The sequence below is a fragment of the Nocardioides flavescens genome, from assembly GCF_009823805.1.
GTDB classification, from domain to species: domain Bacteria; phylum Actinomycetota; class Actinomycetes; order Propionibacteriales; family Nocardioidaceae; genus Nocardioides; species Nocardioides flavescens.
Genome location: NZ_WUEK01000008.1, coordinates 44,285 through 70,656, shown reverse-complemented (window position 1 = coordinate 70,656; position 26,372 = coordinate 44,285). Strand labels below are relative to the sequence as shown.

The following is a 26,372-nucleotide window of genomic DNA, read 5'->3' as shown; positions in this document are numbered from 1 at the left end:
TATCGCAGGCGGGCGCGCAACTACCGAACCGTGAAGACGTCCTGGGCCGGCTTGCCGGTCTGACCCAGCGCGCCGTGCTCCTGGCCGTCGACGGTGATCTCGGTGGAGCCGTCGGAGGACTGCACACGCACCGGCGGCGAGACCTGCAGCGTGCGGGCCTGACCGAAGGCGAGCGAGCCGGTGAACACGACCTTGCCGGTGCCGTCGCGCACGACGACCCGGGCACCGCCGCCGGCGGCGGAGACCACGACCGGCACGGGCGCCGCCGTCTTGGTGCTGCCCGACGTGAGGCCCGCCGAGCCGTTGGCCAGGCTCGGCGCGGCCGGCGAGACCGCCGCGGGCTCGTCCATGATCAGGCGGGCGACCGACCACGCGAGCACGACCGTCATCACCGCGGCGACGAGGACCGACCAGTTCGGGCCGCCGCGGGTGCCGCGGATCGGCTTGCCGCGCCCGACGGCCAGCTCCGCCTCGAAGACCCGGCGGGGGTCGATGGGCGCATCGGCGTAACGCTCGTCGTACTCCGCGAGCAGCGGCGCCGCGTCGAGGCCCAGCACTCGGGCGAGGGTGCGCAGGTGGCCACGGGCGTAGAAGTCGCCACCGCACGGGGCGAAGTCGTCGAGCTCGATCGCCTCGATCACGTGCGGGCGGATGCGGGTGCGCTCGGCGAGCTGGTCGACCGACAGCCGCAGCCGGGTGCGCGCCGCGGCGAGCTCGGGGCCGATGACGGGGTCGACCACGGGCAGGTCGGCGAGGTCGCCGATCACCTCGGTGGCGGCGTACGGCGCGACCGGGGCGGCGGTCTGCGCCGGGATCGCCAGGGGCTGGGTGAGCTCCGGCTCCGGGCGCGGCGAGGCCGCGACGTCGGCGCGTACGGCGCGGCTCGGCTCGCGCGCGGGCGCGGGGGTGGCGCTCGCGACGACGCGCGGGAGGGTGTCCTCCGGCTCGTCCGAGGGCCGGGCGGCGGGTCGGGCGAAGACCGACTCGGCGGTGTCCTCCACAGAGCCGTCGACGGCGGCGCGCTCCGCGGTGGAGTCGTCCTCGTAGTAGTCCGACAGGTCGCCCGCCGGCGCCTCCTCGGCGACCGGCGGCACGACCTCGACGATCTCGCAGCGACCGGCGGCCAGCGCGCTCAGCGCTCCGGTCAGGTCGCGGCGGGCGCCCCGCACCCGGGTGGTCAGCCCGAGCGGCACGGCGAAGGGCGCACCGAACATCTTGTCGGTGAGACGGGCGTGGCGCTGGCCGGCGGGACCGAGGAGCGCGAGCTCGCCGTCGACCTCACGCGGGAAGAGCGTGAGGCGCCCGTCGCGCAGCAGCCCGCGGCGCGGCAGGTGCTCGACCTCCTCGAGGTCGCTCCACGCCATCCCGCGCCAGGTGCGGCCGAGCCGGATGCGGATGCCGTGCGAGTCGGCGACCAGCAGCGGCATCCGGGAGTCGAGGAAGCTGAACACGAAGGCCCAGGTCAGCGCGGCCAGGCCGAGGCACAGCGCCCAGTCGACGAACCCCCCGCCGCCCGTGGCGGTCGCGGCACGCGCGAAGTAGGCCGCGGAGAGCAGCGCGCTCAGCGCCGCGACGAGGAGCGAGAGCACGCCGTTGCGGCGTACGACGACCTCACCGGCCTCGGGCTCGTCGTCGTGACCCTCGGCGCGCTCTGGGTCGGCCGCACGGTCCGCGGCAGGGTCGCCCGCACGGTCGGGCACGAACTGCCAGCTCGCGTCGGGACGCTCGTCGAGCGCGATCCGGTCGGCGTCCGTGGGCTCGGTCGTCTCGGTGCTCATCTGGTCGGTCATCACAGCTCCCCTTGCAGCGTCATGATCACGGCGTCCACCTCGTCGGGCTTGACCAGCACGTCACGCGCCTTGGACCCCTCACTGGGTCCGACCACGCCACGGCTCTCGAGGATGTCCATCAGCCGGCCCGCCTTGGCGAAGCCGACGCGCAGCTTGCGCTGCAGCATCGAGGTCGACCCGAACTGCGTCGACACGACGAGCTCGACGGCCTGGATGACCAGCTCGAGGTCGTCACCGATGTCGTCGTCGAGCTCGCGCTTGCTGGCGGCGGGCGCGGTGACGTCCTCGCGGTACGTCGGCTCGAGCTGGGTCTTGGTGAACTGCACGACCGCGGCGATCTCGGCCTCGGTCACCCACGAGCCCTGCACGCGGATCGGCTTCGAGGCACCCATCGGCAGGAACAGCCCGTCGCCCTGGCCGACCAGCTTCTCCGCGCCGGGCTGGTCGAGGATGACGCGGCTGTCGGCGAGCGAGGAGGTGGCAAAGGCCAGGCGCGACGGCACGTTGGCCTTGATGAGACCGGTCACGACGTCGACGGAGGGTCGCTGGGTCGCGAGCACCAGGTGGATGCCCGCGGCGCGCGCGAGCTGGGTGATGCGCACGACGGCGTCCTCGACGTCGCGCGGGGCGACCATCATGAGGTCGGCGAGCTCGTCGACGATGACCAGCAGGTAGGGGTACGGCGAGAGCTCGCGCTCGCTGCCCGGCGGCACCTGCACCTTGCCGGCCCGCACCGCCTTGTTGAAGTCGTCGATGTGGCGGAACCCGAAGTTCGCCAGGTCGTCGTAGCGCATGTCCATCTCGCGCACGACCCAGGCGAGCGCCTCGGCGGCCTTCTTGGGGTTGGTGATGATCGGGGTGATCAGGTGGGGCACGCCCTCGTAGGCGTTGAGCTCGACCCGCTTGGGGTCGACCATGATCATCCGCACCTCGTCGGGCGTGGCCCGCATGAGCACCGAGGTGATCATCGAGTTGATGAACGACGACTTGCCCGAGCCGGTGGCGCCGGCCACCAGCAGGTGCGGCATCTTCGCGAGGTTGGCGACCACGAAACCGCCCTCGACGTCCTTGCCGAGCCCGGCGACCATCGGGTGGTGGTCGGAGCGGGCCGTGCCCGAGCGGAGCACGTCGCCGAGGGAGACGATCTCCTTGTCGAGGTTGGGGATCTCGATGCCGATCGCAGACTTGCCGGGGATCGGGCTGAGGATGCGGACGTCGGCCGAGGCGACGGCGTAGGAGATGTTCTTCGACAGCGCGGTGACCTTCTCGACCTTCACCGCCGAGCCGAGCTCGACCTCGTAGCGGGTGACCGTCGGGCCGCGGGTGTAACCGGTGACCTGGGCGTCGATGCCGAACTCGTCGAGCACGGTCGTGAGCCGGTCGACGATCTCGTCGGAGGCCTTCGACTTCGCCTTGTGCACCGAGCCGGGCTTGAGCAGCTCGTTCTTCGGCAGGTGGTAGACGACGTCGCCCGAGAGGGCGAGCTGCTCGACGCGGTCGGGCAGCGGCGTGTGCGGCGGCGGCTCGAGCTCGGCGCTGGTGTCCTCGACCTCGGCGACCGGCATCGCGACCGGCATCGCCACCGGCACCGGGGTCGCGGCCGGCTCCGGGTCGACCCAGGCGTCGATCGAGGGCTCCTCGACCACAGGCAGCGAGGCGGCCGAGGGCTGGGTGTCCTCGGCGGTGGTGTCGCGCCGCTTGCGGCGCTTCTTCATCTCGCGGTCCTCGAGGATCGGCGTGTCGTACGCCGGGTCGCCCATGAGCGGGTCGATCTCGTCGAGGTCGCGCTCCTGGCGGCGGTTGCGACCCTTCGGCTTGAGCGCCTCGGTCATCTCGTCGTCGTAGCCGTCACCGTCGTAGCCGTCGTGGTCGTCGTGGTGACGGCCCAGCGCGCGGTCGCGGATCTCGGCGAGGCGCGCCGGCACCTGGTAGAGCGGGGTGCCGGTGATGACCAGCACGCCGAAGAACGCGACGAGCAGCAGTACCGGCACGACGACGTACGGCGTGCGGAGCAGGTCGAGCAGCAGCGAGGACGTGACGTAGCCGATGGCGCCGCCACCCTCGCGCAGCGGTCCGGCGTCGCCGCGGACGGGCTGCGGGTTGCCCTGGGCGATGTGGACCGTGCCGAGCGCACCGAGGGCCAGCGCGCCCCAGCCGATGACCTGACGGCCGGCCGGGCCGTTGTGGATCGGGTCGCGCAGGTTGCGCCAGCCGACGACGGCGAGCGCGAGCGGGACGAGCCACCCGACGGTGCCGACGGTGCCGGTGACGGCGACGCGGACCGCACCCATGACGGGGCCGCCGAGCTGGAACCACACGGCCGCGGCGCTGACGAGGGCCACCGCGAGCACGAAGAGCCCCACACCGTCGCGGCGGTGCTCGGGGTCGAGCTCGCGCGCGCCGTGGCCGATGCCGCGGGCCACGGCACCGACGCCGTGGGCGACGCCGAGCCACACCTGCACCAGACCGCGCAGCACGAGGTCGAAGAGCCGCGCGATCGGTCCGCGGCCGGTGCGCACCGCACGCGGCGCCGGGCGGGTGGCCGGGCTGCGGCGCGCGGTGGACTTCTTGGCGGTCGTCTTCTTCGCGGCGCCCTTGGCCGCCGTCTTGCGCGTGGGGCCGGTCGCGCGCGCACGGGCAGCCGGGCTCGCGGCGCGCGTGGTGCGGCTGGTGGAACGCGTGCTGCGGGCTCGAGCAGTGTCGGAACGGTCCTTGCCGGGGGGCCCGGAGGCCTTCGACGAGGAGGTGCCGCCACTGCGCGAACCCGCCGGGGAAGACGTACGGGTCGCCATGGTCCCAACTTAGGCCCTCAGTCACTCCAGTCACACGAACCTCACGAGTGCGTGTCGGGAGCCGCGGCGGCCCGTCCTACGTCGGACCGGCATGACGTCTCGGGTCCGCACCACCGTCCTGTCCCCGCTGCTGTCCCCTCTGCTGGTGGGCGCCGTCCTCGGCGTCGGCCTGGGCGCCGCCGGCTGCGGTGACCGGGACGCTCCGGCGGGCACCTCTGCCGACGTGAGCACCTCCTCCGACCCCACTCCCCCACCGACGCTCCCCACGCTCGCACCGCCGACCGCACCGCCCAGCTCGCCGTCGGACGGCTTCACCAAGGTGCGGCTGAGCGGCGTCGTCTCCGTCGAGCCGGCAGGAGTCCTGCTGACGGACACCAATGGCGTGAAGTGGCTCCTGGTTGGCGTCGATCTGGAGCCCGGCACCCAGGTCACGGTCACCGGCACCGCGGTGAAGGGCAGCGACCCCGGCCCCGGTGAGCCCGTGCCGCTCCAGGTGACCGACCTGAGCGTCGCCGACTGAGACGGGCAGGGACGGGCCGGGACGACGAAGGGGCCGGGAGCTCTCGCTCCCGGCCCCTCCTGTTCAGACCTGCGTCAGACCTGCGTCAGGACCTGCCTCAGTAGACGCGGATCGTCATGCTGCTGTTGCCCTGGTTCAGCACCTTGATGCGGACGCCGGCACCGGCGACCTTCACACCGACCCGCTCGAGACCGGCGGCCGCGAACGGCGCGTAGTACCGGTTGGGGTTGGTGTCGTCGAACAGGGGCTGAGCGTTCTGTCCGCGGACGTAGCTCGCCTTGCCGTTCACGTGGAGCGTGAACGAGTCCGACTTCTGCAGGGAGAACGGCGCGTCGTAGTTCTGGATGCGACCGCGCCACGGCACGCCCTCGAGGTTGTACATCACCTTGGGGTTGGCGTCGATCGGCAGCACCAGACCGCCACCGGGGTGCACGCTCGTGTTGTTGTCGGCGTACGAGGTGTCCCAGTAGTTGACGAGCAGGCCGTCCTGGTAGGGGAACTTCTCGGCGAAGTCCGGCTTGGCCGGGAACCCGAAGTTGTAGGGCCCGGTCTTGAGGTACTTGTCGTAGCTCGTGTAGGAGCGGTAGCTCGCCAGGTAGAACTGGTCGTAGGCCTGGGTGAAGCCGGAGCCGATCGACTGGAAGCCGTCGAGCGTCCACCCGTTGGGCGAGGTCTCCGCGCCGTCCTCGAACACCGTCTGCGAGCCGGAGACGACCTTGATGTCGTCCACGAAGATGCCCGCCCAGCCGAGGTCGGGGTCGTTGCCCTGCACGCCACCGTCGGTGGCGTAGCGGACGCGGAGCCCGATGTTCTTGCCGGCGTACGGCGCGAGGTCCCAGCTGGCGGCCTTGTAGGTCGGGCTGGTGCCGTCGATCCCGGCGGCGCCGTCGGGGTCGAGGGCCGACTCGTCGAGGGCGACCCAGTTGCCGGAGCCCGCGGGGCTCTCGACCTCGATGAAGGCGTAGTCGTAGCCCTCCTCGATGTTGTAGGCCGCCTTGAGGCTCAGCGTGCCGCCGGCCGCGGGCACCGAGATCGTGCGCGACATGGACGAGTCGTAGTTGTCGCCCTGGCCGCTCCACCACTGCTTGGAGCCGGAGGCGGGAGCGATGAGGTCCGTGGTGACCTGCTTGTCGGGCAGCACGACCGCGACGCCCTGGGGCTTGGCGGAGTTGTACTCGTGGGGGCCGAGGTCGATCTTCTGCTTGTCGCCCGCGACGACGGTCTCGTAGTCGAGCCAGCCGAGCTGCAGCTTGTCCCACACGCCGAGGTCACCCGGGTGGGTGCCGAGGCCCTGGTCGCCGGTCGCCGAGAGGCGGCTCTGCGCCATCAGCGTCCACCAGCTCACCGGGTTGTCGCCCGAGGCCTGGGTGTCGTAGTGGTCCGGCAGACCGAGGTCGTGGCCGTACTCGTGGGCGATCACCGACAGGCCGCCGTTCTCGGGGCCGACCGTGTAGTCGCCGACCCAGATGCCGGAGTTGCCGATCTGGTTGCCGCCGAGCTTGTTGAACGACGGACCGGTCACGCCCTCGTTCTGGTAGTTGGCGTACCAGCGGTGGCTCCAGATGGCGTCCTCGCCCTGGTACGGGTCGCCGTCGGCCTCGTCGCCGCCCGCGTGGACGATCTGGAAGCGGTCGATGTAGCCGTCGGGCTCGTTGAAGTCGCCGTCACCGTCGAAGTCGTAGCGGTCCAGCTTGTCGTAGGTCGCGAGGTCCGCGGCGATCTGGGCGTCGGTGCGACCGGCGGCCTTCTGCTTGGCGTTCCAGGCGTTCATGCCGTCGGTGATGAGGGCCCACACGTTGGCGCAGGCACTCGAGGTCACGGTGCACGGGCGACCGTCGACGATGCCGTTCAGCGAGCGGCCGTAGCGCGCCTCGTTGTAGGGCACCTTGACGATGTCGGTGACCGAGCCCGAGATGGAGTAGCGGCCCGAGGACTGCTTCTCGTAGTAGGTCTTCAGCGACTCGACGTTGCTGCCGGTGCCGAAGTACAGCTTGTTGTAGTAGGCCTTGTTGTAGTTCGGCTGCCAGCCGGTCGAGTTGTCGTCCGCGGCGGGCTTGGGGATCTCGTTGAAGAGCGGGCCGTTGAACCGCGACGGGCCCGGCGTCCCCGGGACGGTGTCCTGGTCGGGGAAGTTCGGGTGACGCTGGTTGCCGAACTCCACGAGCAGAGTGAAGACCCGGTCGGTCTTCTCGTTGGCGAGCGGGACGTACTGGTCGACCTCGCCCTGGCCGTTCGGGCCGGGCTTCTTGCCGACCTTGACGACCTCGGCGCCGGCGATCTTGCGCGCCGCCTTGTCACCGCTGATGACGTCGGCGACCGCGTCCTGCCGCATCTCCGCCTGCTTGTCGGCGAGCGGGTTGGGCAGCGCGTCCGACTTCACGGCCGGGTCGGTCTTGGTCTTGGCCTTCTTGGCCTTGATGGCGTGGTCGGCCGCACTGACCGCCTCCGCCGGCACGACTGCGGCGCTGGTGGCACCGAGTCCCGCCACGAGTGCCAGGCACAGCCCAGCGTTCTTGAACCTCACGGAAGAGGGTTCCTTTCGATCCCGAGATGATTGAAGTGCCGCGCTCAACGGCAGATGCCCGAGCGCATCCACTCCTCCGTCCCGAGGACCCTAGGCCGTCCTCCCATCTTTGTGAAGGGCCGAAGATCCGGCGGTTTCCGGACCCGTCGGCGGGACGCCACCCGGCGTACGTCGGTGCGTCACCGCACGTCCTGTGACGCGTGTGACTGGTGTGAAAGCGGGCCCGGGGTTTCGAGACGGTCGTTGCACGACCTCCTCAACCACCGGCGCCGGTGGCGAGCGGGAGACGCACCCCCGGTGGTCGAGGAAGGACGAAGTCCTGTCTCGAAACCACGCCTGCCCGGTGGTTGCGGAAGGACGAATTCCTGTCTGGAACCACTCCCGCCGAGGTAGACCCCTCAGAGCAGGCCGGAGGCCTCCAGGCCGGCGCGCAGTGCGGCGACCTCGTCGTCGTCGAGCGGGACGAGCGGGCCGCGGACCCGGCGGTTGTCGAGGACGCCGAGCAGCTCGAGCCCGGCCTTCGCGGTGGTCGCGCCGTAGTTGGCCACGCCCATGACGGCGTCGATCGCGGGCAGCAGGCGGGTGAAGACGGCGAGCGCCTCGGTGTGGTCGCCGCGGTCCCAGGCGTCGATCATCGCGCGGGTCTCGTCGCCGGCGACGTGGCCGACGACCGAGACGACGCCCGCGGCGCCGTGAGCGAGCCAGGCGAGGTTGGCGACGTCGTCGCCGGAGTAGACGGCGTAGCCCATCTCGCGCAGCCGGACCCCGCGCGCGAGGTCGCCGACGGCGTCCTTGACCGCCACGACGGGCTCGAGCTCGATGGCCGCGGCGTAGGTGTCGAGGGCGATGGTGGTGCCGACCCGGCTCGGCACGTCGTAGAGCATCACCGGCACGTCGGTGGCGGTCGCGACGCTGGTGAAGTGGTGGAGGATGCCGCCCTGGCTGGGCTTGTTGTAGTACGGCGCCACGAGGAGCAGGCCGTCGGCGCCGACCTTCTCGGCCTGGCGCGCGAGCTCGACCGAGTGGCTCGTGCTGTTGGTGCCGACACCGGCGATGACGGTGGCGCGGTCGCCGACGGCGTCCTTGACCGCGGCGAGGATCTCGCCGTCCTCGGGGACGGTGGTGGTGGGCGCCTCACCGGTCGTGCCCGACACGACGACACCGTCGTGGCCGTGGTCGACCAGGTGGGTCGCGATGGCCGCGGTGGCGTCGAGGTCGACCGAGCCGTCCTCCTTGAACGCCGTCGCCATCGCGGTCAGCAGGCGGCCGAAGGGGGCGTCGACGGAGCTCATGGGTCCATTCTCCTACAGCGAGTGACCCGCGCGGCGACGGCTCACCCGCGGACCCAGAACACCCGGTCGTATCCCTCGTGGTGCTCGCGGTGCTTCTCGATCCACTGGCGCCGGTCGAAGTCGGGGTAGAAGACGTCACCCTCGGGCTCGAGGTCGATCTCGCTGATGACCTGCTCCTTGGCGAACGGCATCGCCGCGGCGTAGACCTGACCGCCGCCCACGACCGAGACGTCGCCCGGCAGCGTGGTCGCCAGGGCGAGCGCGTCGGTGAAGCTGTGCGCGACCCGCACGCCCTCGGCCGACCAGCCGCGGTCGCGGGTCAGCACGATCGTGGAGCGACCGGGCAGCGGCCGCCCGATCGACTCGTACGTCGTACGCCCCATCACGAGGACGTCGCCCATCGTGAGCTCCTTGAACCCCGCCTGCTCCCCGGGCACGTGCCAGGGGATGTCGGGGCCGTTGCCGATGACGCCGTTGCGGGCGACGGCGGCGACGAGGACGACGCGCTTGGTCATGGGAGTCCGCTCCTCAGACCGCGATGGGCGCCTTGATGGCGGGGTGGGGGTCGTAGCCGACGAGCTCGACGTGCTCGAGGTCGAAGGCGTCGATCTCGGTCACGCTCGGGTCGAGGCGAAGTGTGGGCAGCGGTCGCGGGTCGCGGGTGAGCTGCTCGCGGGCCTGGTCGAGGTGGTTGGTGTAGAGGTGCGCGTCGCCGAGGGTGTGCACGAAGTCGCCGACCTCGAGCCCGACGACCTGGGCGACCATGTGGGTCAGCAGGGCGTAGGAGGCGATGTTGAACGGCACGCCGAGGAAGACGTCGCCCGAGCGCTGGTAGAGCTGGCAGCTGAGCCGGCCCGGCCCGTCCGCCTGCGGCGCGACGTAGAACTGGAACATCGTGTGGCAGGGCGCGAGCGCCATGTCGGGGACGTCGGCGACGTTCCAGGCGCTGACCACGTGCCGCCGCGAGTCGGGGTCGGCGCGCAGCTGCTGGAGCACCTGCGCGACCTGGTCCACGTGACGGCCGTCGGGGGCCGGCCACGAGCGCCATTGGTAGCCGTAGACCGGACCGAGGTCTCCGTCCGCGTCGGCCCACTCGTCCCAGATCGTGACGCCGCGCTCCTGCAGCCAGCGCACGTTGGTGTCGCCGCGCAGGAACCACAGCAGCTCGGCGAAGACCGACCGCGTGTGCACCTTCTTCGTCGTGACCAGCGGGAACCCCGCCTGCAGGTCGAAGCGCATCTGGTGGCCGAAGACCGACAGCGTGCCGGTGCCGGTGCGGTCGGACTTCTCGACGCCCTCGTCGAGGATGCGCTGGACGAGGTCGAGGTACTGCTGCACGCCCCGACCCTAGTCCTCGCCCCTCACGCCCCGAGGGACACCTCGCCGCGCACGGTGGTGTGGGTCGCACCACCCACCCACACCTCGTCGCCGCGCCGCTCGACGTGCACGCGGCCACGCCGTCCGAGCACCGTGCCCTGCGCGGCGACGTACGACGCGGGCAGGGCCCTGCCCGCGAGCCACTGGCCGACGCCGGCGTTGAGGCTGCCGGTGACGGGGTCCTCGCCGATGCCGTCGCCGGGCACGAACGCCCGCACCTCGACGTCGTGGTCGCCGCCCTCCGCGGTCGGCCCGACCACCCCGATCTCCCAGCCGTCGAACGCCGCGTTGTCGGGCCGGAGCGCGAGCACCGCGTCGGCGTCGCGCAGCAGCACCCCGACCCAGCCGGGGCCGTTGTCGATCCACGCGCTGTCCACGACGTCGTCGCGCTCGATGCGCAGCACGCGGACCACGTGGTCGAGCTCGGCGTCGGTGAGCGGGCCGTCGCGCAGCAGCGGCGGCGCGGAGAAGGCGAGCCGCTCGCCGCGGCTGATGGTGACGAGCCCGGCGCCGCACTCCTGGACGATGGACTCACCGCTGCCGTCACCGCGCGGCACTCCCCCGGCCTCGAGCCACGCGTGGGCCGAGCCGAGCGTCGGGTGGCCGGCGAACGGCAGCTCGCGGCTCGGCGTGAAGATCCGCAGCCGGTAGTCCGCCTCGTCGGTCGTGGGCTCGAGCAGGAACGTCGTCTCCGACAGGTTGGTCCACCGCGCGAACCGCTGCAGCTGCTCGTCGTCCAGTCCGTCGGCCCCGTGCACCACCGCCACCGGGTTGCCGTTGGTGCCGTACCCGACCCCCTCACCCTCCCCCGACCCGAAGACGTCGACCTGGGTGAAGCGCAGCGCAGTCATGCGCCCATCCTGCCGGTCCAGGACGGTGGTTTCGAGACGGTCGTTGCACGACCTCCTCAACCACCGATCGCGGTGCCGGGACCGCTGACGTCGGTGGTTGAGGAAGGACGAAGTCCTGTCTCGAAACCACTCCAGCGATCACGCGCTCTGGTCCACCACGCAGAAGAGCGTGCCGTCAGGGTCGGCGAGGACCACGAAGTCCGCGCCGTCGGGGTAGTCCCACGCGGGCCGGGTCGCCCCCAGCCCCACGAGCCGCTCGACCTCGGCCTCCTGCTCGGCGGCGCTGTCGACCCAGAGGTCGAGGTGGGTGCGGTCGCTGCGGTCGAGGTGCAGGTGGGTGGCCTCACCACCGTCGACGGGTGCGAGGAAGTCGGGGTTCGCCCCCGCCTCCCAGCCCAGTGCCGCACTCCAGAACGCCGCACCCCGGCTCGTGTCGGAGGTGTTCAGGACGATGGCACCGAGTCGCAGCATCCGTCGACCGTACGGCGAGGAGTGGTTTCGAGACAGGCCTAGCGGCCTTCCTCAACCACCGTGACTCGACCACCGCTGGTTGAGGAGGTCCGCTAGGACCGTCTCGAAACCACCCGCACTGGGCGCAGGAAGTCAGGCGCTGAGCGACATGGGCCCGTAGACGACCCGGTCGTGCTCGAGGAGCGTGACGGCGGCGACGTCGTGCTCGGCGAGCTCGGCCCAGATCTCGCCGACCCAGGACTCGGCGTCGCCCTGGGAGGCGAAGCGCTGGTCGGCGTACGGCTCGGGGACCTCGACGACGCCGCCGGAGGCGTCCTCGAGGCGCCACCACCAGGGGCGCTCGGCGGCGGTCGGCGGGCGGAAGGTCGGGGGCTGGTCGGGCAGCACGCTCAGGACTCCCGCACCTTGGTGTCGACGAACGGCGGCTTGCTGAGCTGGAAGACCTCGCGGCGCCCGCGGACGTCGACGCCGACCTCCGCCTCGGCGTTGACCGAGCTCGAGACCAGCGCCAGGCCGACGCCCTTCTTGAGCGTGGGCGAGAAGGTGCCGGAGGTGACCTCGCCGACGAGCACGTCGGGGGTGAGCGAGACGCCCATGTGCGGGCGCGGGATGGCGCGGCCGGTGGAGACGATGCCGCGCAGCACGCGGCGCGGGCCCTCCTCGCGCTCCTTGAGCAGCACCTCGCGGCCCCAGAACGCCTCCTTGCCCCAGCCGACCGCCCAGCCCAGGCGGGCCTCGTTGGGGGTGGTGTCGAGGGAGATGTCCTGGCCGTGGAGGGGGTAGCCCATCTCGGTGCGCAGGGTGTCCCGGGCACCGAGGCCGCACGGCGTGACGCCGAGGTCCGCGCCGGCGGAGAGCAGCGCGTCCCACAGCGCGACGGCGACCTCGTTGGCGGCGATGAGCTCGTAGCCGCGCTCGCCGGTGTAGCCCGTGCGGCACACCACGACGCCCTGCTGCGAGCCGTGGTCGCCGGGCGCCTCGGCCTCCACGAAGGTCATGTAGTCGTGGCCGGCGGGCAGACCGACCGCGGCGAGCAGCTCGTCGGAGCGGGTGCCCTGGACGGCCAGCACGACGTAGTCGCGGTGGCGGTCGCTCACGGTCACACCCTCGGGCGCGGCCTCGGCGAGGCGGCGCGCGACCTCGGCGGAGTTGGCGGCGTTGGGCACGAGCAGCACGCGCTCGTCGGTGTGGAGGTAGACGATCAGGTCGTCGACGATGCCGCCGGTGAGGTCGTCGCAGCACAGGGTGTACTGCGCGGTGCCGTGGGTGATGCGGCCGAGGTCGTTGCTCAGCGTGCGGTTGACGAAGTCGGCCGCGCCGGGGCCGGAGACGACGACCTTGCCGAGGTGGCTGACGTCGAAGACGCCGACGGCCTCGCGCACGGCGGTGTGCTCCTTGACCACGCCGGTGGGGTACTCCAGCGGCATCGACCAGCCGCCGAACTCGGCGAACTTCGCACCCAGCTCGGTGTGCCGCTCGTGCAGCGGAGAGGTCAGCAGGCCGTCCATGCGGCGAACCTACCCTGACTATCCTGCGTCGGTGAGCACCTACACCCTGCGCAACGCCAGCCCCGCGAAGACCCGCTGCGATGCCGTGGTCGTCGGGGTGGTGCAGGCGGGCGCCGGGGGCAGGGGCGTCCGCGCCGCGAAGGGCGGTCTCGAGGTCGCGCCGGGCGGTGAGGACGTCGCCGCGGCGTACGGGCGGACGTTCCGGCCGATGCTCGCCTCGCTCGGCTTCTCCGGATCGGTCGGCGAGATCGCCAAGCTGCCGACCGGCAAGACCCTCAACGCTCCGCTGCTCGTCGTGGTCGGGCTCGGCAAGGCGGGCGCGGACGGCCCGACCCCCGCCGTCGTACGCCGCGCCGCGGGTGCCGTGGCCCGCGCGGTCACCAACTCCGCCTCCGTCGCCCTGGCGCTGCCGACCGGCTCGGCCGCGCTGGTGCGCGCCGTGACCGAGGGGTTCGTGCTCGGCGGCTACACGTTCACGACATACAAGAAGCAGGCCGAGGACGACAGCCGCCGCCACCCCGGCGAGGTCGTGGTGCTGAGCGCGGGTGCGCGCCGCAAGGAGCTGCAGCAGGCCTTCGACGAGGCGCTGGTCGTCACCGAGGCCGTCGCCGCCACCCGTGACTGGGTCAACACCCCGCCCGGCGACCTCACGCCGCCGGCGTTCGCCGACGCCGTCGTCGAGGCGACGAAGGCCGTCACCAAGGGTCGCGGCGCACCGAAGATCGAGGTCACCGTGCTCGACGAGCAGCGCCTCGCCGAGCTCGGCTGCGGCGGCATCCTCGGCGTCGGCGGCGGGTCGGCCGCCCCGCCCCGCCTGGTCGAGCTGAGCTGGTCGCCGCGCAACCCGGTCGCCCACGTCGCCCTGGTCGGCAAGGGCATCACCTTCGACTCCGGCGGTCTCACCATCAAGCCCGCCGGCTCGATGAAGGAGATGAAGTCCGACATGGCCGGCGCCGCCGCCGTGGTGCAGGCGACGCTGGCGATCGCGCGCCTCGGGCTGCCGGTGCGGATCAGCGCCTTCGCACCGATGGCCGAGAACATGCTGTCCGGCGCCGCGATGCGCCCCGGCGACGTGCTCACGACCTACGACGGCACGACGGTGGAGATCTCCAACACCGACGCCGAGGGCCGTCTCGTGCTCGCCGACGCGCTCGGCCGCGCGGTCGAGCAGCAGCCCGACGTGATCCTCGACGTCGCGACGCTGACCGGCCACATGGTCGTCGCCCTCGGCGACAAGATCGCCGGCGTCATGGGCTCACCCGACGTCGTCGACGCGGTGCTCGCGGCGTCGCGGACCGCCGGCGAGGAGCACTGGCCGATGCCGCTGCCCGAGGCCATGGACGAGCGGGTCCACTCCAGCAGGATCGCCGACCTCGCCCAGCACGACTGGGTGCGCTGGGGCGGCGGGCTGTTCGCGGGGGCGTTCCTGCGCGAGTTCACCGGTGGCCTGCCCTGGGCCCACCTCGACATCGCCGGCCCGTCGTACAACTCCGGCGGCGCCTCGGGGCACCTCACCTCCGGCGGCACCGGCTTCGCCGTCGCCACGCTCGTCGACTACGTGCGGGCCCTCAGCGCCTGAACCGCGCTCCGCTGGTTGAGGAAAGACCGAGTCCTGTCTCAACCAGCGGAGCTGGTTGAGGAAGGACGAAGTCCTGTCTCGAAACCATCCGCCGCGGTGGAGTGGTTTCGAGACGGTCGTTGCACGACCTCCTCAACCACCGTGTCGACGGTTGAGACCGGTGGTTGAGGAAGGACGAAGTCCTGTCTCGAAACCACCTGCCGCGATGGCTGGCTAGAGCCCGCCCTCGAGCTTCTTGCGGCGGTTGTAGTCGCGCATCCGCTGCGGGATGCCGACGACGGCGGCGTCGTACGACGGCACCTGGTGGCGGTTGCAGAACTTGTGGGCCCACTCGACCGACGGCACCCGGCGGCGGGTCCACTCGCCGTCGTGGGCGACGAGCAGCAGCGTCACGTCGCTGACGGCGGTGCGCGGCTCGACGAACCCCTCGACGCCGCGGCGCTCGGTCACGAACTCCGACAGGTGCTCGTGGTCGAGCGAGTCGGAGGCGCGCACCCGGGTCGAGCCGGTGCGGAAGCCGTCTCGCGCGGGCGCACTCATCCGCGTGCGCGACCCGCGCCGGAAGCGGTCCAGGAACGACATGGGAGCAAGTGTGCCTGGCCGGTCCACGGGGTGGTGTGGCGTCCCGTCGGGCAGGTGGGAGGATGGCGCCGTGGTCGATGTCGACGTCCTCGTCCTCGGTGCGGGATCGGGTGGGTACTCCTGCGCCCTCCGCGCAGCCCAGCTCGGGCTGAGCGTTGCGATCGTCGAGAAGAACCGCCTCGGCGGCACCTGCCTGCACATCGGCTGCATCCCGACCAAGGCGCTCCTGCACGCCGCCGAGGTCGCCGACCTGGCCCGTGACTCCGAGCAGTTCGGCGTGCGCGCCAGCCTCGAGGGCGTCGACATGCCGGGCGTCAACGCCTACAAGGACGGCGTCGTGCAGCGGCTCCACAAGGGCCTCACCGGCCTGGTCAAGAGCCGCGGCATCACCGTGATCGAGGGCGAGGGCCGCCTGACCGGCCCGCGCGAGGTCACCGTCGCCGGCGAGCGTCACACCGGTCGCCACGTCGTGCTGGCCACCGGCTCCTACCCCCGCACCCTGCCCGGTCTCGAGATCGACGGCGAGCGGGTGCTCACCTCCGAGCAGGCGCTGCGCCTGGACCGCGTGCCCGCCTCGGTGGTCGTGCTCGGCGGCGGCGTCATCGGCTCGGAGTTCGCCAGCGTGTGGCGCAGCTTCGGCGCCGAGGTCACGGTCGTCGAGGCCCTCCCCCGCCTCGTGGCGCTCGAGGACGAGGCGTCCTCGAGGGCGCTCGAGCGGGCGTTCCGCAAGCGCGGGATCACGGTGCGCACCTCCACGTCGTTCCGCTCCGTCGAGACCACCGCGTCGGGCGTCCGCGTCACCGTCGAGTCCGACAAGGGCGAGGACACGGTCGAGGCAGAGCTGCTGCTCGTCGCCGTCGGCCGCGGTCCCGTCACCGACGGGCTGGGGTACGACGAGCAGGGGGTCACGCTCGAGCGCGGCTTCGTCGTCACCGACGAGCGCTGCCGCACCGGCGTCGAGGGGTTGTGGGCCGTCGGCGACATCGTGCCGGGGCTCCAGCTCGCGCACCGCGGCTTCCAGCAGGGGATCTTCGTCGCCGAGGAGATCGCGGGCCTCGAGCCCGCCGCGATCGACGAGACCACGATCCCCCGCGTGACCTACTCCCACCCCGAGGTGGCCTCCGTCGGCCTCACCGAGGCCCAGGCCGTCGAGCGCCACGGCGCCGACGCGGTCGAGTCGCTGACCTACGACCTCGGGGGCAACGGCAAGAGCCAGATCCTCAAGACGCAGGGCTTCGTCAAGCTGGTGCGCACCACCGACGGCCCCGTCGTCGGGGTGCACATGGTCGGCGACCGGGTCGGTGAGCTGATCGGCGAGGCCCAGCTGATCTACGGCTGGGAGGCCCACGCCGAGGACGTCGCCCCGCTGGTGCACGCCCACCCCACGCAGAACGAGGCGCTCGGCGAGGCCCACCTCGCGCTCGCCGGGAAGCCGTTGCACGCGCACTCCTGAGGCGCCTGCCCTAGGTTCGTACCACCACGATCGTCCGTCCGACTCCCAGAAGAACACGACCGAAGGAACTGCATTGGCCACCGAAGTGAACCTGCCGGCACTCGGCGAGTCCGTCACCGAAGGCACCGTCACCCGCTGGCTCAAGCAGGTCGGCGACACGGTCGCCGTCGACGAGCCGCTGCTCGAGGTCTCCACCGACAAGGTCGACACCGAGATCCCCTCGCCGATCGCCGGCACGCTGCTCGAGATCAAGGCCCAGGAGGACGACACCGTCGAGGTCGGCGCGGTCCTGGCCGTGATCGGCGACGAGGGCGAGTCGACCGGTGACTCCGGCTCCGACGACACCGACACCGCCACCCCCGAGGCGCAGCCCAAGGACGAGGCGGAGGCCGAGAAGAAGGCCGAGCAGGAGCAGGAGATCGTCGAGGAGACCGGCGAGCTGCCCCCGGGCGACGAGACCCCCGAGTCGGAGAAGCCCGCAGCTGCCTCCTCGGGCGGGTCCTCGAGCGGCTCGAGCTCTGGCGGTTCCGGTGGGGGCGACGCCACCTCCGTGACCCTCCCCGCGCTGGGCGAGTCGGTCACCGAGGGCACCGTCACGCGCTGGCTCAAGCAGGTCGGCGACGAGGTCGCCGTCGACGAGCCGCTGCTCGAGGTGTCCACCGACAAGGTCGACACCGAGATCCCCTCCCCCGTCGCCGGCACCCTGCTCGAGGTCAAGGTCCAGGAGGACGAGACCGTCGAGGTCGGCGCCGAGCTCGCCGTCATCGGGTCGGGTCAGCCCGCCGAGTCCGGCTCCTCCGAGCCCGAGTCGGAGCCCGAGCCGGAGCCGGAGCCCGAGCCGGAGCCCGCCCCGAAGGCGGAGGAGAAGCCCGAGGCCAAGACCGAGTCGACGCCCGCCCCCGAGCCCACCAAGGAGCAGGAGGGCGCCGTCGAGGCGGAGGCCGAGAAGCCGAAGTCCGCGCCCCAGGGCCAGGCCGCCCGCGACGACGCATCCAGCGCTTCGGGCTCGTCGTCGAGCCCGGCCGGCGACGACGCGTCGTACGTCACCCCGCTCGTGCGCAAGCTCGCCGCTCAGAACGACGTCGACCTGTCGACCGTCACCGGCTCCGGTGTCGGTGGCCGCATCCGCAAGCAGGACGTCCTCGAGGCCGCCCGCGCCCAGAAGGACGCCGCGGCCGCCGCCAGCCAGTCGGCCGCTCCCGCAGCCGCCCCGGCTGCGTCGTCCGGCGCCTCGGCCCCCAAGCAGGCCGACCCGGTCACGCCCGACCAGCGTCGTGGCACCACCGAGAAGATCAGCCGCCTGCGCAAGATCATCGCCGAACGGATGATCGACTCGCTGCAGACCTCGGCCCAGCTGACCCAGGTCGTCGAGGTCGACGTCACCAACATCGCGCGGCTGCGCGAGGCGACCAAGGCCGACTTCCTGGCTCGCGAGGGCGTCAAGCTCAGCTACCTGCCGTTCTTCGCGAAGGCGGCGATCGACGCGCTGAAGCAGCACCCCAAGCTCAACGCGACGATCGACACCGACGCCGGCGAGATCACCTACTACGACCGCGAGAACCTCGCCTTCGCCGTCGACACCGACAAGGGGCTCATCACCCCCGTCGTGCGCGACGCGGGCGACCTCTCGGTCGCCGGTCTGGCCAAGAAGATCGCCGACGTCGCCGAGCGCACCCGCACCAACAAGATCGGCCCCGACGAGTTGTCCGGCGGCACCTTCACGATCACCAACCTCGGCAGCGTGGGCGCCCTGTGGGACACCCCGATCATCAACAAGCCGCAGGTGGCGATCCTCGGTCCGGGCGCCGTCGTCAAGCGCCCCGTCGTGATCGACGACCCCAACCTGGGCGAGACGATCGCGGTGCGCCACATGGTCTACCTCGCGCTGACCTACGACCACCGCCTGGTCGACGGCGCCGACGCCGGCCGGTTCCTGCAGGAGGTCAAGAAGCGCCTCGAGGCCGGGGCCTTCGAGGTCTGAGCCTCACGGTTCCACGCACCACCTGGCGGCGCCCGCCCTCCTCGGAGGGTCGGGCGCCGCTGGCGTCTCCGGCGGTCGAGGAGGCGCGCCGGGGACCGGACCCCGCGGTGGTTGGGGAGGCGCGCCGGCCACCGGACCCACGGTGGTTGAGGAGGCGCGCCAGCGCCGTCTCGAAACCACCCGGCCGCGAGAGTGGTTTCGAGACAGGACTCCGTCCTTCCTCAACCACCGACGGCGACAGGACTCCGTCCTTCCTCAACCACCGACGGCGACAGGACTCCGTCCTTCCTCAACCACCGACGGCGACAGGACTTCGTCCCTCCTCAACCACCGACAGCGACAGGACTTCGTCCTTCTTCAACCACCAGCCACGACTGCGGGTACTGCTCCCCCGTGGCCCACGTCCTCCTCGCCGGCGCGTCCGGCTTCCTCGGCACCCACCTGCGCAAGGCGCTAACCACGCGCGGGCACACCGTCACCGCGCTCGTACGCCGCCCCGCGAAGGGCAGCGGCGAGTCGACCTGGGACCCCTACGCCGACACCTACGACCGCAGCGCGGTCGCAGCCGCCGACGTCGTCATCAACCTCGCCGGTGCGCCGACCCTCGGCAACCCGCACTCGGAGAAGTGGGCCCGCGAGCTGCGCGAGAGCCGCGTGACCACGACCCGGGTGCTCGCTCGCGCCGTGGCCGAGGCGGGCGCCGAGCGCGGCAGGCACCCGGCGTTCCTGGCCGGCAACGGCATCTCCTACTACGGCGACCACCGCGACCTCGGCGACCCGGTGCTCGACGAGAGCGCCGAGAGCCGCGGCGACGCGCTGCTCACCTCCGTGACCCGGGAGTGGCAGGACGCCGCCGACCCGGCCGTCGAGGCGGGAGCTCGGGTCTGCATCCTGCGCACCGCACCGGTGATGGACAAGCAGGCCCCGCCGCTCAAGCAGCTGCGCCTGCTGTTCCTCACCGGACTGGGCGGCAAGCTCGGCGACGGCCGACAGCACATGGCGATGGTCTCGCTGCGCGACTGGGTCGACTCGGTCGTCTTCCTCGCCGAGCACGACAGCGCCTCGGGCCCCTTCAACCTGTGCTGCGCGCAGACCCCGACCAACGCGGAGTTCACCGAGGCGCTCGCCGCCCAGGTGCACCGCCCGTCGTTCGTCGCCGCGCCGGCGTTCGCGATCAAGGCCGGCGCGGGGCGGATGGCGCCCGAGCTGCTCGGCTCGCTCAACGTCGTGCCCGCCGCTCTGCAGGCCAGCGGCTACACGATCCAGGACCCCGACGTCACCGCCGTGCTGCGCACCGCGCTGGCCTGAGCCTGGTCGCACCGGGTCACAGGGTCCGCACCGAGGCGACCAGCCAGGTGCCGTCGCGCATCCGCAGCTCGACCTGTCGGGTGGTGGCGGCGTCGGACGGCAGTGGCTGCTCGACGCCGCCCCCGACGGCGACCGCACCGGCGAGGCGGTCGGTGACCTCGAGCCGCCAGCGGTCGGGCGTACGCCGCAGCTCGCGCACCGCGAGAAGCTGGGTGCTCATCCCGGTGACGACGAGATCCCGCTCCACCCAGGCGCGCAGCATCGCCACGTCGCGCCGCCCGGCCGACGCACCCGGGACGTAGAGCGCCGCGAGCGCGTCCAGGTCACCCGCGGCCCAGGCCGCGGCCCGCGCGGCGTCCCACTCCCGCAGCACCTGCGCAGCCGGTGCCTCCGCAGGCTGCACCGCGACTTCTGCGGCGACCGGTCGCACGACGGCCCGCGGCACCGGCTCGGGCCGCAGCAGCCCGACCGCGCTGACCGCGCACGCCACGACGCCCACCAGGGCGAGGCAGAGCGCGAGCGGCACGGGGCGTCGGGTCATGGCCCCGAGTCTGGCCCGGAACGAGGCGCTCCCGCTGGGCTCATCCACAGGCCTCCGCGCACGGCCTCGGGAGTAGCCTCGAGCCCGTGCTGAGCGGATGCGAGTTCGAGGTCATCGACGAGCCGATCGACTACCTCGAGGCCTGGGAGCTGCAGAAGCGCATCCACGCCGAGGTCGCCGACGGCGAGCGCCCCGGCACCGTCCTGCTGCTCGAGCACCCGCCGACCTACACCGCCGGCAAGCGCACCGAGCCCCACGAGCACCCCGCGGACCCCGGCGGCGCGCCGGTGATCGACGTCGACCGCGGCGGCAAGATCACCTACCACGGCCCCGGCCAGCTGGTCGCCTACCCGATCGTCCGGCTGCCCGACCACGTCCAGGTCGTCGACTTCGTGCGCCGCCTCGAGGAGGCGATGATCGCCACCTGCACGGCGTACGACGTCACGACGGCCCGCGTGCCCGGCCGCTCGGGCGTCTGGCTGAAGGCCGACGAGCTGCGTCAGGAACGGAAGATCGGCGCCATCGGGCTGCGCGTCAGCCGCGGCGTCACCATGCACGGCATCTCGCTCAACTGCGACGTGACGCTCGACTGGTACGACCGGTTCGTGCCGTGCGGGATCAGCGACGCGGGCGTCACCACCCTGAGCCTCGAGACCGGTCGCGACGTCACCGTCGCCGAGGTCCGCCCGGTGCTGACCGAGCGGCTCGACGAGATGCTCGCGTGGGCGCCGTACGTCCCGACGCCGGACTACGACCCCAAGCCGGACCCGGCCAAGAAGGCCCCGCAGCAGCCGCGCATCGAGCTCGTCCGCCCCAGCTGATCCCGCGCTGATCCCGCCCTTGACGCGGACTGCGGCGAGCCCACGCCCCCGGCGTACGCTGGACAGGTGACTCAGGTGGCACCCGACGGCAGAAAGCTCCTCCGACTCGAGGTCCGCAACGCGGAGACCCCCATCGAGCGCAAGCCCGAGTGGATCAAGACCCGCGCCAAGATGGGCCCGGAGTACAAGCACCTGCAGAGCCTGGTGAAGTCCGAGGGCCTGCACACGGTCTGCCAGGAGGCGGGCTGCCCCAACATCTTCGAGTGCTGGGAGGACCGCGAGGCGACGTTCCTCATCGGCGGCGACCAGTGCACCCGGCGCTGCGACTTCTGCCAGATCGACACCGGCAAGCCGCAGCCGCTCGACCGCGACGAGCCGCGCCGCGTGGCCGAGTCGGTCCAGACGATGGGGCTGCGCTACGCCACCATCACCGGCGTCGCCCGTGACGACCTCGAGGACGGCGGCGCGTGGCTGTACGCCGAGACCGTGCGCGCGATCCACGAGCTCAACCCGGACACGGGCGTCGAGAACCTCATCCCCGACTTCAACGGCCGCCCCGAGCTGCTGCGCGAGGTGTTCGAGTCGCGCCCCGAGGTGCTCGCCCACAACGTCGAGACCGTCCCGCGCATCTTCAAGCGCATCCGTCCGGCGTTCCGCTACGAGCGCTCGCTCGACGTGATCACCCAGGCCCGCGACTTCGGCCTGGTCACCAAGTCCAACCTCATCCTCGGCATGGGCGAGACCCGCGAGGAGGTCAGCCAGGCGCTGGTCGACCTGCACGGCGCCGGCTGCGAGCTGATCACGATCACGCAGTACCTCCGCCCCTCGGTGCGCCACCACCCGGTCGAGCGCTGGGTCAAGCCGGAGGAGTTCGTCGAGCTCGCCGCCGAGGCCGAGGAGATCGGGTTCTCGGGCGTGCTGTCCGGGCCGCTGGTGCGTTCGTCGTACCGCGCCGGGCGCCTGTACCGTCAGGCGATGGACGCCCGCCAGGGCGCCGCGGTCTGAGCACCGCACCACCCCGCCCCACCTGAGCAGATAGGCAGCGCCGCCCGCATGGCCAAGGAGACCACCGAGCCCGACAAGATGGGCCGCGTCCAGCAGTTCCGCGAGACCTACCGGATGACCAAGAAGTCCGATCCCGCGATCGGGCTGTGGGTGTGGGGCTCGTTCGCCGTCATCGGCGCGCTCGGCTTCTTCGTCTTCTACGTCCTGCTGCCCGGCAGCGGGGTCCTCAGCCTCGTGCTGGCGATCGTCGGCGCGCTGCTGTTCGGCACCCTGGCCGCGCTGATCATCTTCGGCCGGCGCGCCCAGAGCGCGGCGTACCGGCAGATGGACGGGCAGCCCGGCGCCGCCGCCGCGGCCCTGCGGATGCTGCGCCGCGGCTGGAAGTCCGACGTCGCCGTCGCCTTCACCAAGCAGCAGGACGTCGTGCACCGCGTCGTCGGCCCGCCCGGCATCGTCCTCGTCGGCGAGGGCAACCCCAACCGGCTGCGCCAGCTCATGGCCACCGAGCGCCGCAAGCACGAGCGCGTCGTCTCCGACGTGCCGATCCAGGAGGTCGTGTGCGGCAACGGCGAGGGCCAGGTGCCGCTGCCCAAGCTCGTGCGCCACGTCCAGAAGCTCGGCCGCAAGGTCAAGCCCGCCGAGATGACCGACATCCTCAACCGCCTCAAGGCCCTCGACGCTCAGCGCTCGGCCCTACCGATCCCCAAGGGCCCGATGCCGACCTCGATGAAGGGCCAGCGCGGCAACCTCCGCGGCCGCTGACCATCAGTGGTTTCGAGACGGTCGCCAGCGCGACCTCCTCAACCACCGGGGCCTCGACCACACGGTGGTTGAGGAAGGACGAAGTCCTGTCTCGAAACCACGCTCGCCGAACCACCCGCACGTACGACGACGCCGCGGTCCCGATCGGGACCGCGGCGTCGCTGCGTCGTACGACGGGATCCGTCAGCCGGCGGTGGAGCCGCCCAGGCTCGGCATCTGGGTGACCTCGCTGGCGGGCGGCGCCTCGATGTCGACGTCGGTGCCCCAGTCGTCGAAGGTGCCCGACGTGGTGCCGACGGTGCTGCCCAGGTCGGCGGAGAACTTGCGGATCAGCCCGTCCTGGTCGAACCACATCTCGTACTCCACCGTCGCCGGCAGCCCCGAGGAGCCCTGCGCCTCGGCCGGCAGGTCCTTGAGCAGCGTCGCGGTGTCGACGGAGGCGGTGTAGTGGTCGAGCTCGTCGCCGTCGACGTCCTCCTCGCCGACATACGTCGCCGACTGCACGCCGTCGACGAGCTTCTCGAGGCCGGCGGCCGGGTCGAGCTGGTCGCCGAGCGCGCCGAACGGGCTGTTGGGGTCGTCGAGCGGGACCTCGACCCACTTGTCGCCGCCGAGGGCCGAGGACTTCAAGTAGAAGGTGTTGTCGACGAGCGTGATGTCGATGTCGCCCATCTGCGCGATGGTGGCGGTCATCTTCACCGCGGGCGGCTCGGACTCGTAGTCGACCTGGCCGGTTCCGGAGAGGCCGGCGGCGCCGCCGGAGGTGTCGATGGTGACGTTGGCGGTGGTGGCGTCGTCGAGCGCCTTCTTCACCAGGCCGCCGAACTCCTCAGCGCTGATCTGCTCCCCCGCCTCAGCGTCGGGTGCGTCGCTCTCCGAGTCGCTCGAGGCCTCGTCGGACGGGCTGGTGCTCGCATCGGCGCTGGCCGAGCTGCTGGAGGTGTCGGTGGAGTCGGAGGCGGTCGAGTCGTCGTCACCGCCGCAGCCGGCTGCGGCCAGCAGGGTCAGGGCGGCGGCGCCGGCGGCGACGGACCGCTTGAGGCGTCGGGTGGTCAGTCGAGCAGTCACGGAAAGCTCCTCGGGTCGGGGGCGTGCGGGGGTTGGACGCGCGAGGCGACCCAGAGGTTCTACCGCCCTCCGAGCGCGTGAAACGTCTGGAGCGTGACGACGGCGCTGCCGGCGGCGACGTCGTGCAGCCCGCGCCCGTCGGGGCGGTAGACCAGCGGCGGGATCACCAGGGCGATGAGGACCTGGCGCAGCAGCGCCTTGAGCGGCGGGATCGGCCGCGGGTCGCCGTTCGCTCGTACGACGCGCAGCCGGGTCGCGACCTGGCCGAACGAGCCGCCCGTGGTCGCGGAGAACAGCGCCGACTCGAGGACGAAGACGACGAGCACGTAGAAGCCGGCCGCCTGGTCGCCCGACCAGCGCTCCACTCCCCCGAGCAGCAGGATCACCACGAGGGTCGAGGCGAACCAGTCGACGATCAGCGCGCCGATGCGGCGCGCCCAGCTGGCGGTCTCGAAGGAGGGCTCGGTCTGCACGGGCTCCACCCTCTCAGGCGGGTCGCAGACCGGACCTACTGTTACACCCCCGAAACAATCTCGATATGGTCGGGAAACTGCCCGTCCATAAGTTCGAGGGGTCTCTGGCGCAGCTCCGCGACCGGGGTCCCACGACAGACTGTCGGTCCTGCTCGGCTCCTCTGCGCAGCCGGTGCGACCAAGGAGGATGCATGTTCCAGAACAGCGACGAGCTGCTCAAGTACATCAAGGACGAAGGCGTCGAGATGGTCGACGTGCGCTTCGTCGACCTGCCCGGCATCGAGCAGCACTTCACCGTTCCGGTCTCCTCGTTCGACCAGTCCGTCTTCGACGACGGTCTCGCCTTCGACGGGTCCTCGATCCGTGGCTTCCAGGCGATCAACGAGTCCGACATGGCGCTGTTCCCGGACCCGAGCACGGCGTTCATCGACCCGTTCCGCACCGCCAAGACGCTGAACCTCAGCTTCTTCATCCACGACCCGATCACGGGTGAGGCCTACAGCCGCGACCCGCGCAACATCGCCCGCAAGGCGCTGGCCTACCTCTCGACCACCGGCATCGCCGACACCGCGTTCTTCGCGCCCGAGGCGGAGTTCTACATCTTCGACTCGGTCCGCTACTCCACCGACGCCAACGAGGGCTACTACCACATCGACTCCGTCGAGGGCTGGTGGAACTCGGGCCAGGAGGGCGACAACCGCGGCTACAAGACCCGCTTCAAGGGCGGCTACTTCCCCGTCGCGCCGTACGACCACTACGGCGACCTGCGCGACGAGATGGTCAAGAACCTCGAGTCCTGCGGCCTGCTCGTCGAGCGCGCCCACCACGAGGTCGGCACCGCCGGCCAGGCGGAGATCAACTACCGCTTCGACACGCTGCTCAAGGCCGCGGACGACGTGATGAAGTTCAAGTACCTCATCAAGAACACCGCCTGGGAGGCCGGCAAGTCGGTCACCTTCATGCCGAAGCCGATCTTCGGGGACAACGGCTCGGGCATGCACATCCACTCCTCGCTCTGGAAGGACGGCGACCCGCTCTTCTACGACGAGACCGGGTACGGCGGCCTCTCGGACATCGCCCGCTGGTACATCGGCGGCATCCTCAAGCACGCCCCCAGCCTGCTGGCCTTCACGAACCCGTCGGTGAACTCCTACCACCGCCTGGTCCCCGGCTTCGAGGCCCCGATCTCGCTCGTCTACTCGAGCCGCAACCGCTCCGCCTCGGTCCGCATCCCGATCACGGGCTCGAACCCCAAGGCCAAGCGCGTCGAGGCCCGCTTCCCCGACCCGTCGGCGAACCCCTACCTCGCCTTCTCTGCCCTGATGCTCGCCGGTGTCGACGGCATCAAGAACAAGGTCGAGCCGCCCGCGCCGATCGACAAGGACATCTACGAGCTGCCGCCGGACGAGATGGCCGAGATCGACCAGGTCCCGACCTCGCTCGGTGCCGTGCTCGACGCCCTCGAGGCCGACCACGACTACCTCACCGAGGGCAACGTGTTCACCCCGGACCTGATCGAGACCTGGATCTCCTACAAGCGCGAGCACGAGATCGCTCCCGTGCAGCTGCGCCCGCACCCGCACGAGTTCGAGCTGTACTACGACATCTGAGCCACTGGGCCCATCTGATCGGCGGACCGCCCGCGACCTGCACCTGCAGGTCGCGGGCGGTTCT

At 71.6% G+C, this 26,372-nt stretch carries 23 protein-coding genes; 9 read left to right on the top strand and 14 right to left on the bottom strand.

Going from position 1 to position 26,372, the window contains the following annotated elements; translation table 11 throughout:
• Nucleotides 1-20: 20 nt before the first annotated feature.
• A complete protein-coding gene (locus tag GRQ65_RS13725) occupies nt 21-1,790 on the bottom strand; it encodes a RodZ domain-containing protein (protein ID WP_160878549.1) in 1,770 nt (589 codons plus the stop codon).
• Complete coding sequence (locus GRQ65_RS13720; protein WP_160878548.1) at nt 1,790-4,582, bottom strand: FtsK/SpoIIIE family DNA translocase; 2,793 nt, start codon at nt 4,580-4,582, stop codon at nt 1,790-1,792. Before GRQ65_RS13720 ends, GRQ65_RS13725 begins: the two co-directional genes overlap by 1 nt.
• 91 nt (nt 4,583-4,673) lie before the next feature.
• Between GRQ65_RS13720 and GRQ65_RS13715 the strand changes: the two genes are divergently transcribed.
• On the top strand, nt 4,674-5,102 hold the full coding sequence (locus tag GRQ65_RS13715) for a hypothetical protein (protein WP_160878547.1): 429 nt from the start codon (nt 4,674-4,676) through the stop codon (nt 5,100-5,102).
• 97 nt (nt 5,103-5,199) lie between these two features.
• Here GRQ65_RS13715 and GRQ65_RS13710 read toward each other — a convergent pair whose 3' ends face one another.
• The 8 genes from GRQ65_RS13710 to gcvT form a co-directional block, all read right to left on the bottom strand.
• Nucleotides 5,200-7,626, bottom strand: a complete 2,427-nt coding sequence (locus GRQ65_RS13710) for an immune inhibitor A domain-containing protein (RefSeq protein WP_160878546.1) — start codon at nt 7,624-7,626, stop codon at nt 5,200-5,202.
• A gap of 398 nt (nt 7,627-8,024) precedes the next feature.
• Entirely contained in the window at nt 8,025-8,918 is an 894-nt protein-coding gene (gene dapA / locus GRQ65_RS13705; protein WP_160878545.1) for a 4-hydroxy-tetrahydrodipicolinate synthase, read from the bottom strand.
• A gap of 41 nt (nt 8,919-8,959) precedes the next feature.
• Nucleotides 8,960-9,433 carry a dihydrofolate reductase gene (locus tag GRQ65_RS13700; protein WP_160878544.1) on the bottom strand — a complete coding sequence of 158 codons (474 nt, stop codon included), beginning with the start codon at nt 9,431-9,433 and terminating at the stop codon, nt 8,960-8,962.
• Nucleotides 9,434-9,446: 13 nt separating this feature from the next.
• On the bottom strand, nt 9,447-10,256 hold the full coding sequence (locus GRQ65_RS13695; protein WP_160878543.1) for a thymidylate synthase: 810 nt from the start codon (nt 10,254-10,256) through the stop codon (nt 9,447-9,449).
• A 23-nt stretch (nt 10,257-10,279) separates the two neighbouring features.
• Nucleotides 10,280-11,146, bottom strand: coding sequence for a PhzF family phenazine biosynthesis protein (locus tag GRQ65_RS13690; protein WP_160878542.1), 867 nt, complete (start codon nt 11,144-11,146; stop codon nt 10,280-10,282).
• A gap of 138 nt (nt 11,147-11,284) precedes the next feature.
• Nucleotides 11,285-11,617: a VOC family protein gene (locus GRQ65_RS13685; RefSeq protein ID WP_160878541.1), complete on the bottom strand. Its 333-nt coding sequence runs from the start codon at nt 11,615-11,617 to the stop codon at nt 11,285-11,287.
• A gap of 132 nt (nt 11,618-11,749) precedes the next feature.
• Nucleotides 11,750-12,004: a hypothetical protein gene (locus tag GRQ65_RS13680; protein ID WP_337191718.1), complete on the bottom strand. Its 255-nt coding sequence runs from the start codon at nt 12,002-12,004 to the stop codon at nt 11,750-11,752.
• Between the two features lie 2 nt (nt 12,005-12,006).
• Nucleotides 12,007-13,125 carry a glycine cleavage system aminomethyltransferase GcvT gene (gene gcvT, locus GRQ65_RS13675; protein WP_160878540.1) on the bottom strand — a complete coding sequence of 373 codons (1,119 nt, stop codon included), beginning with the start codon at nt 13,123-13,125 and terminating at the stop codon, nt 12,007-12,009.
• A 31-nt stretch (nt 13,126-13,156) separates the two neighbouring features.
• Between gcvT and GRQ65_RS13670 the strand changes: the two genes are divergently transcribed.
• Nucleotides 13,157-14,704 carry a leucyl aminopeptidase gene (locus tag GRQ65_RS13670; protein WP_160878539.1) on the top strand — a complete coding sequence of 516 codons (1,548 nt, stop codon included), beginning with the start codon at nt 13,157-13,159 and terminating at the stop codon, nt 14,702-14,704.
• A gap of 213 nt (nt 14,705-14,917) precedes the next feature.
• On the opposite strand, the gene GRQ65_RS13665 is transcribed toward GRQ65_RS13670, so the two are convergent.
• The gene (locus tag GRQ65_RS13665; RefSeq protein WP_272917690.1) at nt 14,918-15,286 is read right to left on the bottom strand and encodes a hypothetical protein; all 369 of its coding nucleotides are present in this window, start codon (nt 15,284-15,286) and stop codon (nt 14,918-14,920) included.
• A gap of 70 nt (nt 15,287-15,356) precedes the next feature.
• Between GRQ65_RS13665 and lpdA the strand changes: the two genes are divergently transcribed.
• The 3 genes from lpdA to GRQ65_RS13650 all read left to right on the top strand — a co-directional run bounded on the left by lpdA (nt 15,357) and on the right by GRQ65_RS13650 (nt 20,028).
• On the top strand, nt 15,357-16,739 hold the full coding sequence (gene lpdA / locus GRQ65_RS13660) for a dihydrolipoyl dehydrogenase (RefSeq protein ID WP_337191716.1): 1,383 nt from the start codon (nt 15,357-15,359) through the stop codon (nt 16,737-16,739).
• Between the two features lie 73 nt (nt 16,740-16,812).
• On the top strand, nt 16,813-18,720 hold the full coding sequence (gene sucB / locus GRQ65_RS13655) for a 2-oxoglutarate dehydrogenase, E2 component, dihydrolipoamide succinyltransferase (RefSeq protein ID WP_160878537.1): 1,908 nt from the start codon (nt 16,813-16,815) through the stop codon (nt 18,718-18,720).
• 393 nt (nt 18,721-19,113) lie between these two features.
• On the top strand, nt 19,114-20,028 hold the full coding sequence (locus GRQ65_RS13650) for a TIGR01777 family oxidoreductase (RefSeq protein WP_160878536.1): 915 nt from the start codon (nt 19,114-19,116) through the stop codon (nt 20,026-20,028).
• Between the two features lie 16 nt (nt 20,029-20,044).
• Here GRQ65_RS13650 and GRQ65_RS13645 read toward each other — a convergent pair whose 3' ends face one another.
• The gene (locus tag GRQ65_RS13645; protein WP_160878535.1) at nt 20,045-20,569 is read right to left on the bottom strand and encodes a hypothetical protein; all 525 of its coding nucleotides are present in this window, start codon (nt 20,567-20,569) and stop codon (nt 20,045-20,047) included.
• Nucleotides 20,570-20,655: 86 nt separating this feature from the next.
• On the opposite strand from GRQ65_RS13645, the gene lipB reads away from it, so the two are divergent.
• From lipB to GRQ65_RS13630, 3 genes are all read left to right on the top strand, one after another.
• Nucleotides 20,656-21,390: a lipoyl(octanoyl) transferase LipB gene (lipB, locus tag GRQ65_RS13640; protein ID WP_160878534.1), complete on the top strand. Its 735-nt coding sequence runs from the start codon at nt 20,656-20,658 to the stop codon at nt 21,388-21,390.
• A gap of 66 nt (nt 21,391-21,456) precedes the next feature.
• Nucleotides 21,457-22,395: a lipoyl synthase gene (gene lipA, locus GRQ65_RS13635; RefSeq protein WP_160878533.1), complete on the top strand. Its 939-nt coding sequence runs from the start codon at nt 21,457-21,459 to the stop codon at nt 22,393-22,395.
• 48 nt (nt 22,396-22,443) lie between these two features.
• Entirely contained in the window at nt 22,444-23,157 is a 714-nt protein-coding gene (locus tag GRQ65_RS13630; protein WP_160878532.1) for a DUF4191 domain-containing protein, read from the top strand.
• 183 nt (nt 23,158-23,340) lie between these two features.
• Here GRQ65_RS13630 and GRQ65_RS13625 read toward each other — a convergent pair whose 3' ends face one another.
• Together GRQ65_RS13625 and GRQ65_RS13620 are read right to left on the bottom strand one after the other, a co-directional pair.
• Nucleotides 23,341-24,225 (bottom strand): SCO4651 family lipoprotein, encoded by an 885-nt coding sequence (locus tag GRQ65_RS13625; protein WP_160878531.1) that lies wholly within the window; start codon nt 24,223-24,225, stop codon nt 23,341-23,343.
• A 59-nt stretch (nt 24,226-24,284) separates the two neighbouring features.
• The gene (locus tag GRQ65_RS13620; protein WP_337191715.1) at nt 24,285-24,698 is read right to left on the bottom strand and encodes an RDD family protein; all 414 of its coding nucleotides are present in this window, start codon (nt 24,696-24,698) and stop codon (nt 24,285-24,287) included.
• 191 nt (nt 24,699-24,889) lie between these two features.
• Here GRQ65_RS13620 and glnA point away from each other — a divergent pair, with 191 nt between their 5' ends.
• Nucleotides 24,890-26,308: a type I glutamate--ammonia ligase gene (gene glnA / locus GRQ65_RS13615; protein ID WP_160878529.1), complete on the top strand. Its 1,419-nt coding sequence runs from the start codon at nt 24,890-24,892 to the stop codon at nt 26,306-26,308.
• The last annotated feature ends 64 nt before the right edge of the window (nt 26,309-26,372 follow it).